At 40.5% G+C, this 12,328-nt stretch carries 14 protein-coding genes; 12 read left to right on the forward strand and 2 right to left on the reverse strand.

The window, feature by feature from the left end; all coding sequences use genetic code 11:
• Positions 1-21 precede the first annotated feature (21 nt).
• Genes NSQ43_RS09205 through coaD form a run of 3 tightly spaced genes read left to right on the forward strand, consistent with a single transcriptional unit; the run spans position 22 to position 2,476 of the window.
• Positions 22-1,437 (forward strand): hypothetical protein, encoded by a 1,416-nt coding sequence (locus NSQ43_RS09205; RefSeq protein ID WP_339249514.1) that lies wholly within the window; start codon positions 22-24, stop codon positions 1,435-1,437.
• Complete coding sequence (gene rsmD / locus NSQ43_RS09210; RefSeq protein ID WP_339249515.1) at positions 1,438-1,986, forward strand: 16S rRNA (guanine(966)-N(2))-methyltransferase RsmD; 549 nt, start codon at positions 1,438-1,440, stop codon at positions 1,984-1,986.
• Positions 1,987-1,996: 10 nt separating this feature from the next.
• Entirely contained in the window at positions 1,997-2,476 is a 480-nt protein-coding gene (gene coaD / locus NSQ43_RS09215) for a pantetheine-phosphate adenylyltransferase (RefSeq protein WP_339249516.1), read from the forward strand.
• Between the two features lie 62 nt (positions 2,477-2,538).
• On the opposite strand, the gene NSQ43_RS09220 is transcribed toward coaD, so the two are convergent.
• Positions 2,539-3,429, reverse strand: coding sequence for a hypothetical protein (locus NSQ43_RS09220; RefSeq protein WP_339249518.1), 891 nt, complete (start codon positions 3,427-3,429; stop codon positions 2,539-2,541).
• A gap of 196 nt (positions 3,430-3,625) precedes the next feature.
• Here NSQ43_RS09220 and NSQ43_RS09225 point away from each other — a divergent pair, with 196 nt between their 5' ends.
• Positions 3,626-4,672, forward strand: a complete 1,047-nt coding sequence (locus NSQ43_RS09225; RefSeq protein ID WP_339249520.1) for a SepM family pheromone-processing serine protease — start codon at positions 3,626-3,628, stop codon at positions 4,670-4,672.
• On the opposite strand, the gene NSQ43_RS09230 is transcribed toward NSQ43_RS09225, so the two are convergent.
• Entirely contained in the window at positions 4,645-5,889 is a 1,245-nt protein-coding gene (locus NSQ43_RS09230) for a nucleotidyltransferase (protein WP_339249522.1), read from the reverse strand. The genes NSQ43_RS09225 and NSQ43_RS09230 overlap by 28 nt on opposite strands.
• 127 nt (positions 5,890-6,016) lie before the next feature.
• On the opposite strand from NSQ43_RS09230, the gene NSQ43_RS09235 reads away from it, so the two are divergent.
• From NSQ43_RS09235 to NSQ43_RS09270, 8 genes are all read left to right on the forward strand, one after another.
• Positions 6,017-6,550: a YceD family protein gene (locus tag NSQ43_RS09235; protein ID WP_339249524.1), complete on the forward strand. Its 534-nt coding sequence runs from the start codon at positions 6,017-6,019 to the stop codon at positions 6,548-6,550.
• Between the two features lie 27 nt (positions 6,551-6,577).
• Positions 6,578-6,751, forward strand: a complete 174-nt coding sequence (gene rpmF / locus NSQ43_RS09240) for a 50S ribosomal protein L32 (protein WP_283731645.1) — start codon at positions 6,578-6,580, stop codon at positions 6,749-6,751.
• Between the two features lie 74 nt (positions 6,752-6,825).
• On the forward strand, positions 6,826-7,584 hold the full coding sequence (locus NSQ43_RS09245) for an enoyl-CoA hydratase/isomerase family protein (protein WP_339249528.1): 759 nt from the start codon (positions 6,826-6,828) through the stop codon (positions 7,582-7,584).
• 144 nt (positions 7,585-7,728) lie between these two features.
• Positions 7,729-9,090: an acetyl-CoA carboxylase biotin carboxylase subunit gene (locus tag NSQ43_RS09250; protein WP_339249530.1), complete on the forward strand. Its 1,362-nt coding sequence runs from the start codon at positions 7,729-7,731 to the stop codon at positions 9,088-9,090.
• Positions 9,087-9,302 (forward strand): biotin/lipoyl-binding carrier protein, encoded by a 216-nt coding sequence (locus NSQ43_RS09255; protein WP_339249532.1) that lies wholly within the window; start codon positions 9,087-9,089, stop codon positions 9,300-9,302. Before NSQ43_RS09250 ends, NSQ43_RS09255 begins: the two co-directional genes overlap by 4 nt.
• A gap of 59 nt (positions 9,303-9,361) precedes the next feature.
• Positions 9,362-10,912 carry an acyl-CoA carboxylase subunit beta gene (locus NSQ43_RS09260; RefSeq protein ID WP_339249534.1) on the forward strand — a complete coding sequence of 517 codons (1,551 nt, stop codon included), beginning with the start codon at positions 9,362-9,364 and terminating at the stop codon, positions 10,910-10,912.
• Between the two features lie 70 nt (positions 10,913-10,982).
• Positions 10,983-11,873: a 2-dehydropantoate 2-reductase gene (locus tag NSQ43_RS09265; RefSeq protein ID WP_339249536.1), complete on the forward strand. Its 891-nt coding sequence runs from the start codon at positions 10,983-10,985 to the stop codon at positions 11,871-11,873.
• 6 nt (positions 11,874-11,879) lie between these two features.
• Entirely contained in the window at positions 11,880-12,272 is a 393-nt protein-coding gene (locus NSQ43_RS09270) for a DUF3397 domain-containing protein (protein ID WP_339249537.1), read from the forward strand.
• The last annotated feature ends 56 nt before the right edge of the window (positions 12,273-12,328 follow it).

Below are 12,328 nucleotides of genomic sequence, written 5' to 3' on the forward strand. Positions count from 1 at the left end.
CCTTGCAATGAGGTGCATCAATTGAAGATCGTCATTAGAACAGTCATTCTGTTATTAATAATGAACTTCTCATTATTATATATACATTACAGCCAGTTGGCGGATGCGAACGGGACTATTAAACAGGTACTGCCATACTCAGAAGAGATTGAAGTAGTGAATAGAACCGATGCGCTTTTTATCACACACCATTTTCGAAATTTGAACCCAAACAGATATGAGATTGTTTGGCCAGAAGGAAGCGCGGACATCAGTTGCTTTAACGAGTCCGACTCGTCTTGTGATAGGGTCAATAATAATGTTTCGGCGATTTTGGAAGGGGAAAATAACTATCAGTCCATTTCTTACACAATCCCTAAAGCCGAAGCTATGACTATGAAGAAAGTTTGGAAAAGCCCTTTCGTTACATTAAAAGGTGCAGCTCCCAATACGACAATGCTGCATATTACTGACGAAACAGCTATTGGCGGCATTTGGATTAGTGGATTAAAATTGGTAGGAACTAAAAAAACGGAAATGATTGACTACTCCTTGTTTAAAGGTGAGGGTCAGGTAACCGATCTATATTGGCAACAGAAAACCCTACCACTTTCATATAAAGGAAACAACCTTACAATTTTAGGTGAACCTTTTAATGAAGAGTTAGGAGTTCAATTAAATGATCAGTTATCGAAAATGAACGCAACTCATATTGTGCTTGCTGTGGATTCCGAGGGGGAGTCGCTTCAAACTGATCGGTTCGTCATTACTAATCTTAACTTACCTGAGATTTGGGATGTGGTATTGGACAAAGGAGTACGTTCCAAGTACTTTTTCCCTGAGGGCGAGCAGCTGACTTCTAATTTAATCGTATCGATACTCATTGATAAGCCAATAGGGACTGAAAGGTCGAAGGAAGCTTTTGGAATGCTGAAAAAGTCATTGAAAACAAGTCAGTTGGAGGCGTTAAAGACCAATTTGGCCGATCGACGCGGGACTAACATGGATGCATCATTGTTGGATCAATTAATCGGTGATGTGAGCGGACTAAGTACCACTTTTGTGCAAAAGAATAATGAAGGTAGTTATCCACTTCTTTTTGAAGATCCTAAAATTATCCATATAAATGGCGAAGCGCAAGAGTATCTCAAGACGATTGTAGTGAATAACAGGACACTTTATCCAGCAATTGAGATATTGACTCAGAGTGGTTATACCTTATCAATTACCGATCAATCTATCTACATTGAAAATAATACTGAGAAGTTCAGGTTTTCATTATTGGATCCATTTTATGTATTGAATGAAAGAAGATACACGTTTAGAGACTCACCTTTCGAGTTGATAGACGATAAATACTATTTCGAGGAAGACACATTAAGGCGGCTATTTCATTTATCGATACAAAAAAATCAAGAGTCCATTTTTATCACTACATTAAAGGGAGGCGAAATCTGAATGAGAGTCGTTTCGGGGTCAAGGAAGGGAATTCCGTTGAAATCATTACCTGGAAACTTGACAAGACCAACCTCTGATAAAGTGAAAGAATCTATTTTTAATATGATTGGTCCTTATTTTGACGGCGGGATTGTCGTTGAATTATTCGGGGGCAGTGGCTCATTGTCTATTGAATCGTTATCTCGGGGTGTGGAAGAAGCGTATATATTCGAAAAAAATCCGAAAGCCTGCACAATCATACGGGAAAATATAGCGAAATGCCGGTTTACTGACGAGGTGCATATTATGCGGAATGATGCGAGGAACGCGGTAAAGGCATTGCAATCGTCTGACGTTCTTGTGGATTTATTATTTATCGACCCTCCATATGCTGAGGAAAAATATTATGACTTGGCTATGGAATTTGTTCAAGCTAACTTATTATCCGAAAATGCCATTATTATTTGTGAACATGAAAAACAGTTGACATTACCAGACTCATACGGTGAATACATAAAAACGAAAAACCCGATTTATGGCAACAGTGCGATATCCATCTATATGAAATGAGTGAACATTTATGTCGAAAATAGCAGTTGTACCTGGAAGTTTTGATCCGATTACAAATGGTCATGTTGATATTATCGAAAGAGCATCAAAGGTGTTTCCGGAAGTCCGGGTGGCAGTTATGAATAATTCTTCGAAACAGTCCCTTTTCACTGTTGAGGAACGAAAGGAATTAATCCGTAAAGTTACTTCAAAGTTCCCGAATGTTATCATAGAATCATCAAGCGGATTATTAATTGAATATGCCCGTAATGTTGGGGCATCTGTAATTGTTCGTGGTCTGCGTGCGATATCAGATTTTGAGTATGAAATGCAAATAACTTCGATGAATCGGATGTTGGATGAAAGTATTGAAACGTTCTTTGTTATGACGAAAAATCAGTACTCCTTCCTCAGTTCTTCCATCGTAAAGGAAGTTGCAAAGTATGGTGGGGATATATCAGCTCTTGTTCCTGCTGAGGTTGAAGATGCACTGAAAAAGAAGTTTGAATAGTAATCAGCTCATAAGAATTGACTGATAGGGGGCGGGGAAAATCCCAGCCCTCTATATTTTTGTTATAAAAGAAAATATAAAATTGCCGGTACTGTAATAATGCTCCAAATTCTACTAAACAAATAGGGAAGAAGGGGAGTATTAACTGTTTTTGCAATGACGAACACTTGCATATGAATACTTAAGCCATTCATAGAAATAATTGCAGCTATGATGTATGGAAACAGTCTTGATGTGTAAAAATGATCAGTGGCGGATTGGACACCTGATGTCATTTCGAATATTGCTAAAAGAATCGTTTTCGTAATTCCAAGGTCAACCGTGAAGGCTGATAAAATCGTAGAGGTTAGAACATTGCCAAGGGAAGAGAAGAATATGACAGTAGTTGCGACCAACACAATGACGTTTGTGCTGTCTTTCAGTGCATCCAATAGAGGTGAGTTGGAGCTTTTTTTCTTGCTTTCTTGTTGAGGAATTTCTATTTTTGTACGTGTTCTCTTCAATATTAGTAAAGCAAATAAGAAAAATATAATATTAGCAATGTGGATGGAAGCAAGAAGTTTCCAGCCAGCAATTGAACTGCCGAATAGTTCCGTTCCAACAAAACCGATAATGAACATCGGGCCTGGCGCATGACACGCAGCAAGCAGGTAGCCGCTTTCCCGTCTTGACAATTCTCCGTTTTTCACCATTTCCGTCACGGTTACAGCTCCGACAGGAAATCCACCAAAAGAGCCTAAAACATAAGCCTTGAAATAACGCTTCCAGTTACTTTTTGAATTAGACTTCATAGGGATTTTTAATAACCATTGCGTTAGAATAATATAGGGTAATAAGTACGGGAGCAGTGCATTAACAAATAGAATAGCACCAGCCTCGGCACCGTCATGGGCAATCCCGGGCTGAAGGATAAATAAGATGATTAGTCCCCATATAACAATAAGATTGATCATATTATCAATTGTGGCATGTTATGTAGGTGTTTTTTCAAGTATGCTCTTCCTTTCATGTTCAGAATTTGATTCGTTTTTATTTATGCTTTATTGTGAATATTTTTGGTGGTACACTAGTTAACAATATGTTTTTCAAACTTTTTCTTTGTAATCTATATGCTTTATCTGTACAGGCTATTAATGGAGGTGTTTGTGTATGAAAGCTAAAAGGATTGGATTGTATGCAGTTGTTGTGCTTTTATTGTTATTTTTATTTATTTTCCCTTTAAATGTATACGTATCTAAACCTGGTGGTGCCTATGATTTAGCGCCAATCGTAGAAGTTGAAGGGGGCGATGTGAATGATGTTGGAACATTTAACTTAATGACGATATCAATCGGAAAAGCCACTCCTTTTTCTTATGTAGCCTCCAAGTTTTCAGATCGTATGAAGATCTTAGAGGTAAATAAAGTGAGACGGGAAGGGGAAAATGATAAGGAATATAATATTCGCCAAAAGAAGCTAATGTCGGATTCGCAATTTAATGCGATTACAGTCGCTTTCGAGAGGGTAGGTATACCAGTCGATATTGCATACGATGGGGTTTTTGTCGTAAGTGTATTAACTGGAGGTGCTGCCGACGGGAAGTTGCAGGTCGGTGATAAGATTCGAAAAATTGACGGTGATTTATTGCGGGAGTCCGGACAATTCGCCTCTGAAATTTCCGGAAAAGGCAATGGCGATAAAGTGATACTTACCGTTGACAGGGACTCGGAACAAAAGGATGTAGAAGTAGTATTAAGTGAAATTCCGGACCAAGATGGACGGGTAGGTTTAGGAATTCAATTCCAAGAGGATCGTGAACTTACAACGAATCCAAAAGTGGATATCCATACAGCTGACATAGGCGGACCTTCTGCTGGCCTGATGTTTACGCTTCAAATTATGAACCAGTTGGTGGATGAGGACTTAACAAAAGGCTATAACATAGCGGGCACTGGTGAAATGCTTGCTGACGGAACGGTTGGAAGGATTGGTGGTGCTGACTTTAAGGTGATAGCTGCCGATCGAGAAGGCATTGAGATTTTCTTTGCCCCTGATGATTATCTATCTGATCGAGTGCGCAATGCTAACCCCGGTATTATGACGAACTATCAGGAAGCAGTAAAAATGGCCGAAAAAATAGGCACGAAGATGAAAATCGTGCCTGTCCGAACAATTGACGACGCCCTAGCTTATTTAAAAGAACTACCAGAAAAGTAATTGCTCATAATCGGGGATGTTGTATAATCCAGCCCAATTGGTGAAGCAATAGAACCATTCCCAAGCGCCAATGCATAAATATCGGATGCTTGGATATCCATATCAAGTGATGGATTCGAAAAGGCGGCCACTTTGCTGATGAGAGGAAGTGGCAAGTCCTTTTTCTTTCCACTAAGATAGGAACGGCCCTTCTCCGTCATGCCTAACAATCTCAAATATGAAGGATCATCTATCCGAGAGCGCATTTCTTTCGTAAAACCGGTTAAAATATGTGTTAGCATCCGTTGAATCCTTGTCCATGTATAACGCTTGGATTTAATGTCATTCATAAACGGTTGAAACGAATCGTTTTTTTGAGCGGCACGGTAAATCAGATTCTCAATACCTTCTGAGAGATCGGCAATGGTGGAAAGACGCGCGGTTCCATCCCGTAAAATACTAAAACGTAAAAATGGATAAAAACTCTCCCAGTTACCGAAGTTCATTCGTTCAGTTTGCCATTCGTGAAGGACCTCTTTGGTTGATTCGGGGATGAAATGAAGCACTTCATCTAACTTTTCTGTTGAAAAAAAAGATTTGCGGATCCCAGTAGCGCTTGCCACTTTACTAACATCCAATGTATCGTCATGATATCCTGCACCAAGCCTTTTAATTGTTGTGGGTATCATTGATGAGTTTATCGAACGGGCTGCTTGCATGTAGTGAAATCCTAAAATATTGTTTGGTTTAGAGAGGTCAACAAGCCTTCCGCCCTTTTCAGAGACAGGTTGGACTGCATCATATGCCTTGTTTAAAGCCATTGGATAGCTTAACCCTTCTTGCATAGCGTTTCTTATTGCTTGGTTGTATTCTTTAGAATAATTTTCTAAAAGGTTTAAGGTGTTGTGAAAGGGTTCAATGTCCCCATCTTCACTGCCGAAACAAAACGCTGCGCAACCTGCGGCATCAAGTAAGCTTATTGCGCCATGTGAGAAAACAGTGGCATGTCCAGTTGCGAAGCGATAAGGCAACTCGAATACAATGTCCACACCGGACGCCAAAGCCATCTTTGTTCGCGCCCACTTATCGATAAATGCGGGCTCTCCTCTTTGCAGGAAATTACCACTCATGACAGCAATGATTACATCAGCATTTGTCGCTGCTTTAGCTTGCTGAACATGGTATACATGCCCGTTATGCAAAGGGTTATATTCAACAACAACCCCTGTTGCTTTCATTATGTCCACCCCTTTGGTATTATCTAATTAAATTATACGATGCTGCGATTTAGGTGACAAGAAAATATCTTGACATCCCATTTTATCCATTATATAATCAACAGTGTTGTCTTGAGGTGATATTGACGTGAAATGGTCCATTCATCAATTACAGAAATACAGACAAGGGGCTCTGCCGCTTGACGAAGCGGTAAACCTTGAATCCGTTAAAAAGCGGAATCCGGAAATCCGGGATATTAAGCCTGTCCACGTAACGGGCAGCTGTGTCATCGGTTCAAAAAAACTGAGTTGTCGTTTTCACCTTGAAGGTGTAATGACATTACCTTGTTCGCGGACATGGGAAGATGTGGAATATCCTTTTTCTATAGAAACGAACGAACAGTTTAGTTGGGATGAAGCAACCCTTGCTACGGACGATGCAATTCACCCTGTAGAAGGTGAAGTTATCGATCCGACTCCACTTTTTGAAGAATTGATTCTTCTTGAAGTGCCTTTACAAGTTTTTAGCGAAGAAGCTGAAAAGGTGAAAAGGGCAGAGGGTAAAGGTTGGTTGTATACAACGGAAGATGAATACGATGCGCAGTTGAACGAAGAAAAGGAAAAGAAGGTTGATCCACGTTTAGCTGGATTAGCTGAATTTTTTAATTCAAATAAGGAATAGGCAATCGATTATAAGGAGGTGCCTCAAATGGCAGTACCAAAAAGAAGAACTTCAAAAACATCTAAAAGACTTCGTCGTACACATTTCAAACTACAAGTTCCAGGCATGACAACTTGCGATAATTGTGGCGAAGTGAAGTTGGCACACCGCGTTTGCAAATCTTGCGGTCATTACAAAGGAAAAGAAGTAGTAGGCGAATAATCTGACCCTACATAAAAAATCACCGTGAGGCCATGGCTCCGGTGATTTTTTTATACTTATAAGGAGGGATTTTGTTGACGTATAAAATTGAAATCATCGATTGTGTTGCGACATTTACGATTAACCGACCTGAAATGAGGAACGCCGTTAATTTTGACGTGATGGATGGCTTGGAAGAATTTTTGACTACCGTAGAAAACGATGAGAGCGTTTCATTTGCTGTTGTTACAGGTAGTGGTGACCGTGCGTTCTGTTCAGGTGGGGATTTATCGGAATTTCATGGCTTCCACACAGCAAGTGAAGCCTATCCGATGTTAAGTAGAATGGCAGCTCTATTATTCAGATTGTCTACCTTACCGATGCCAGTTATTGCACTCGTTAATGGAGCGGCGGTCGGTGGTGGCTGTGAAATCGCATCGGCTTGTGATTACAGGGTTGTATCCTCAAGTGCAAGAGCAGGCTTCATCCAAGGTACACTCGCCATTACAAGCGGTTGGGGTGGGGCTACACAACTGTTTGCAAAGATGAAAAACCATGACACTGTTTTGAAATTCCTAACCGAAGCAAAAATCCATAATGCCGAAGATTTGAAGTCAATTGGTTGGGCTTCTGCTATTTATGATGGCGATGCTGAAATTGGTTTACATGATTTTATCTCCAAAATGAGCAAAATCCATTTAGATGTACATAAAGCTTATAAAAAGATTGCCATTCAAAATTGGAAAAACGCCGAAATCGAAAAACATATGCTCCAAGAAGCCGAACAATGCGCAAAACTATGGGAAAGCGAAGCCCATCACGAAGCAGTTCGAAACTTCATAAATAAAAAATGATTTTACCATTATCTGAGGAACCGAAATTCATCCTACAACGTAGATTATCAAACTAATTCAGACTAATAGTTGAAAACGGTTTCATTCTTCGTATAAACTATAGATGGGGAGAAATTCTAATTCAAGCAGTTTGGGGGTTTCAAAATGAATAAAATACTGATAGCGAATCGGGGAGAAATCGCCCTTAGAATCATTAACACATGCAAGCGGCTTGGAATAAGTACTGTAGCTGTCTATTCGGCAGCTGACGAGCACATGCCTTTCGTGAAAGCAGCGGGTGAGTCCTATTTAATTGGTCCTGGACCTGTTCAGCAGTCTTACCTTAAGGCAGATGAGATTATCGGAATCGCACGACAGACCGGAGTAGAAGCAATACACCCGGGATATGGCCTATTATCGGAAAACGCGATTTTTGCTCAAAAAGTCAAAGATGCGGGTTTGAAGTTTATCGGTCCTGATGCGCAAACGATTGAATTAATGGGAGACAAAATTGCATCAAGGGTTAAGATGAAGGATGCGGGGGTCCCAGTCGTACCCGGTACGGATGAGGGTGTTTCTTCAATTGAAGAAGCTATCGCAGCAGCTGAACAGATTGGTTATCCAATTATGTTAAAGGCGAGTGCTGGAGGTGGCGGAATAGGTATGGTACGTTGTGAAAGTGAGCAAGCGCTCAGTCAGCACTTCCAATCCATCAAAAGCCGTGCCAAAGCATATTTCGGTGATGATGTGGTTTTTCTTGAGAAATTTGTTGAAAATGCACGACATATTGAGGTGCAGGTTTTTGGGGATTCAAAAGGAAATATAATCCATCTATTTGAACGGAATTGCTCTGTACAGAGAAGGAATCAAAAAGTGATCGAGGAATCTCCATCTCCAAGTTTGAAGGAAGATGTAAGAATTCGATTACATGAAGCTGCGGTTAAAGCTGCAAAGGCTGTATCATATGAGAATGCTGGAACAGTGGAATTCATTTTAGGTGAGGATGATGAATTTTATTTTCTTGAAATGAATACACGTTTACAAGTCGAACACCCAGTAACTGAGGAAGTGACTGGTTATGATCTGGTTGAGTGGCAAATTGAGGTGGCGCGCGGAAATGAATTGCCGATAAAAGAACAACAGTTGATTTCCTCATCGGGCCACGCCGTCGAATATAGGATTTATGCAGAACATCCAACGACATTCATGCCGTCTCCTGGTAAAATTACCAAGATGGAGTCTTCTCAAATGGAAGGGGTACGTATTGACGTTGGCTACGAAAAAGACGGTACGATCACACCTTTTTATGATCCAATGATTGCAAAAGTAATCGTTTATGGAGAGACGCGTCATGAAGTGATTGAAAAGTCAAAGACATTTTTCAATTCTTATTTGATAGAGGGCATTAAAACGAATATACCGCTGTTCCAAAAGTTCATAGAGTCAAAAGAATTCATGGACGGCAATTACAATACAAATGTTTTAACGGAATGGTTACGAATAAATAAGGAGGAAGTAAATAAATGACACAATTAAAAGCAGCTATGGCTGGAACGGTATTCACTGTAAATGTGGCGGAAGGTGAACAAGTTGAGGCAGGTCAGGTGGTTATTGTATTAGAATCTATGAAAATGGAAATTCCTGTTGAGGCAGAAACTGCAGGTAAAGTGACATCCATTAATGTCCAAGTTGGGGATTTTGTAAATGAAGAAGATGTATTAGCTGTAATTGAAGCATAAAAGAATGGGATTTAACGAACTAATCAGCAAAGGCAACTGTGATCGGAAGGGGTAGAACGATGACAAAACAAGCAGAGCAGACAGTTTACAATGAACAATTAAAAAAGAAGATTGAAGAAATTGCGGCGGGTGGACATACGAAATACCATGAGAGATTGAAAGAACAGAATAAGTTATTTGTCCGTGATCGCTTAAGACTTCTATTCGATGACGGGAAATACATGGAGGACGGCCGTTTTGCAAATTGTGAAGCTGATGATTTACCTGCAGATGGCGTAGTGACTGCAATGGGGAAGGTAAATGGGCAAACTGTTTGTGTAATGGCGAATGATTCAACTGTGAAAGCTGGATCTTGGGGATCTCGAACTGTCGAAAAAATTATCCGTATCCAGGAAGTCGCGGAAAAAAATCGAGTTCCGATTCTTTACCTTGTCGATTCGGCGGGGGCAAGGATTACTGATCAGCTGGAAATGTTCCCGAATCGCCGTGGTGCGGGAAGAATTTTTCATAACCAAGTGAGGTTATCAGGCTTCATTCCACAAATCTGTATTTTGTTTGGACCATCCGCAGCGGGAGGGGCCTACATCCCGGCATTTTGTGACATCGTCATTATGGTAGAAGGAAACGCATCCATGTATTTAGGATCCCCTCGAATGGCGGAAAAAGTGATTGGGGAAAAGGTAACGCTTGAAGAAATGGGTGGAGCAAGAATGCATTGTACCGTTAGCGGTTGCGGTGACGTCCTTGCTAAAAGTGAGGAAGAGGCAATTAGTGAAGCCCGTCGTTATTTGGAGTTTTTCCCAGCGAACTTCACAGAAAAGCCTTCATTAAAAGAGCCTGTAGCTAGAAAAGCGGGGCGTACACTTGAAGAAATCATCCCTGAAAATCAAAATGCACCTTTCGATATGTATGAGGCGATCGATGCATTGATCGATGAGGGCAGTTTCTTTGATATTAAAAAACTATTTGCTTCCGAAATGATTACAGGACTCGCAAGGATTGAAGGGCAACCAGTTGGGATTATTGCAAACCAACCGAAAGTTAAAGGTGGTGTCCTATTCGTAGATTCTGCGGATAAGGCAACCAAATTCATCAATTTATGTGACGCCTTTTCAATACCGTTATTATTCTTGGCTGATGTCCCAGGTTTCATGATAGGGACGAAAGTTGAACGTGATGGAATTATCCGCCATGGGGCAAAACTAATCATGGCTATGAGTTCGGCAACTGTGCCAAAGATTTCGGTAGTTGTCAGAAAAGCATATGGTGCTGGACTATATGCAATGGCGGGCCCGGCTTTTGAACCTGATGTATGCATAGCTTTACCAACCGCACAAATTGCTGTTATGGGACCAGAAGCGGCTGTCAACGCTGTTTACTCCAACAAGATTGAAGCGATTGAAGATCCTAAAGAGAGAATTGCATTTGTGCAAGCGAAGCATAAGGAATATAAAGAGGAAATTGATATTTACAAAATGGCCTCCGAGATGATTGTCGATGAAATTGTATCACCATCGGATTTACGTGAAGTACTTGCGGATAGGTTCAATTTCTATTCGACAAAAGATCTTCCGTTGCCACCTAAAAAACATCCAGTATATCCTGTATAATTGAATAATAGGAAAAATAGAGGGCGCCTTTTTTTCTGAAGGCGCCCTTTTTTACAAGGAGGGTATCGGGGTGGAAGTTGTTATTGCGGGGGCTGGTTCAATTGGTTTACTAATTGGATCTTATTTGGCTGAAGCTGGATGGAAGGTTGCCTTTTATACAAGAAGGGAAGAGCAGGCCACAATCATTCGTGATGAAGGGATAAAGCGAATTGATGCAGAAGGAAATGAGTGTACATTTCAAGTTACTGCTGAAACGGAAATCGATAAATTACCTAAGACAGCACCTTGGATAATCGCTGTTAAATATAGCGGTGTTGCTTCACTCATTTCAATATTTGAAGAAAGAGAAATGGATAATGCAGTAATGTTCATTCAAAATGGTATAGGACATTTCAACCTTGTTGAGGATTCGGAATTGTCGACTGTGTTCTTTGCGACTGTTGAACATGGAGCAGGTCGTTTGGATGACCGCACTGTATCGCACAATGGTGTTGGTTCTATAAGGATTGCCCCTTTCCGGGGAGCTGAAAATGTTTTTGATCCGCTTCGGCTTGTCCATTCATCTAAGTTTCCTGTCGAAATTGTAGAAGATGCTCGGAGAATCGTGTTACGAAAAGTACTTATCAACTGCATGATCAATCCGTTGACTGCGATTCTCCAATTGAGAAATGGAGAGTTATTGGAACAGAAGCACGCAAGGATGTTGTTTGATGAATTATTTATAGAAATTAGTAATGCCTTTCCTGAAATGCAAGAAAGCTTACCGAAGGATGCAATCGAAGAAGTATGCCGAAAAACCGCGTTGAATCAGTCATCTATGTTAAAAGATAGGTTGAACGGCAATTCGATGGAAATCGAAACAATCGTTACAGCGGTTATTAGAATGGCGGAAAAGAAGGGATCGCCTTTACCGGTGTTGAAAACCCTTGAGAAAATCTTGTTTGTTTTGGATGGGAGATGATTGTTTGTGATTCATGGAATCCTTTCGATTCTCATTGGAATAGTAATTGTATGTCCTTTTCTCGTGACGATCGCTGTTTTAGTGACGATGAGAAAGATGGGGAAGGCACCAGCCCGTGTATTAGGACAGGCAGCGGACTGGACAACCCCCTTCCTTTTTCTTGCTGTCTATATTAGCGCTACAGCAATATTCGGTGATGGGGTAGGATACTATATTGCTGGTATCGCCATATTCATCGCCATACTCCTGGCCATTGCAGAAAGAATGAAAGTGAAAGAATTTATCATCACTCGCTATTTACAAAAAACATGGAGATTATATTTTCTTATTTTAGGTTTATCCTACCTCGTACTAATTGTGACAGGTGTCATTTTCAAAGTTTCAGAATACGTCAAATGAAATCGAAATAGTGGGAGATAAGCGTAATTTTTTCAATCTCATGAAATACAATGTAT

Origin of the sequence: Sporosarcina sp. FSL W8-0480 (assembly GCF_037963765.1) — a bacterium.
In the GTDB taxonomy this organism is placed as follows: Bacteria; Bacillota; Bacilli; order Bacillales_A; family Planococcaceae; genus Sporosarcina.

Coding starts and splice junctions, on each gene's coding strand:
- rpmF (WP_283731645.1), top strand. CDS start 6,578: ATGGCAGTACCAAAAAGAAGAACTTCAAAAACATCTAAAAGACTTCGT.
- rsmD (WP_339249515.1), top strand. CDS start 1,438: ATGAGAGTCGTTTCGGGGTCAAGGAAGGGAATTCCGTTGAAATCATTA.
- NSQ43_RS09255 (WP_339249532.1), top strand. CDS start 9,087: ATGACACAATTAAAAGCAGCTATGGCTGGAACGGTATTCACTGTAAAT.
- coaD (WP_339249516.1), top strand. CDS start 1,997: ATGTCGAAAATAGCAGTTGTACCTGGAAGTTTTGATCCGATTACAAAT.
- NSQ43_RS09250 (WP_339249530.1), top strand. CDS start 7,729: ATGAATAAAATACTGATAGCGAATCGGGGAGAAATCGCCCTTAGAATC.
- NSQ43_RS09260 (WP_339249534.1), top strand. CDS start 9,362: ATGACAAAACAAGCAGAGCAGACAGTTTACAATGAACAATTAAAAAAG.
- NSQ43_RS09230 (WP_339249522.1), bottom strand. CDS start 5,889: ATGAAAGCAACAGGGGTTGTTGTTGAATATAACCCTTTGCATAACGGG.
- NSQ43_RS09220 (WP_339249518.1), bottom strand. CDS start 3,429: ATGATCAATCTTATTGTTATATGGGGACTAATCATCTTATTTATCCTT.
- NSQ43_RS09225 (WP_339249520.1), top strand. CDS start 3,626: ATGAAAGCTAAAAGGATTGGATTGTATGCAGTTGTTGTGCTTTTATTG.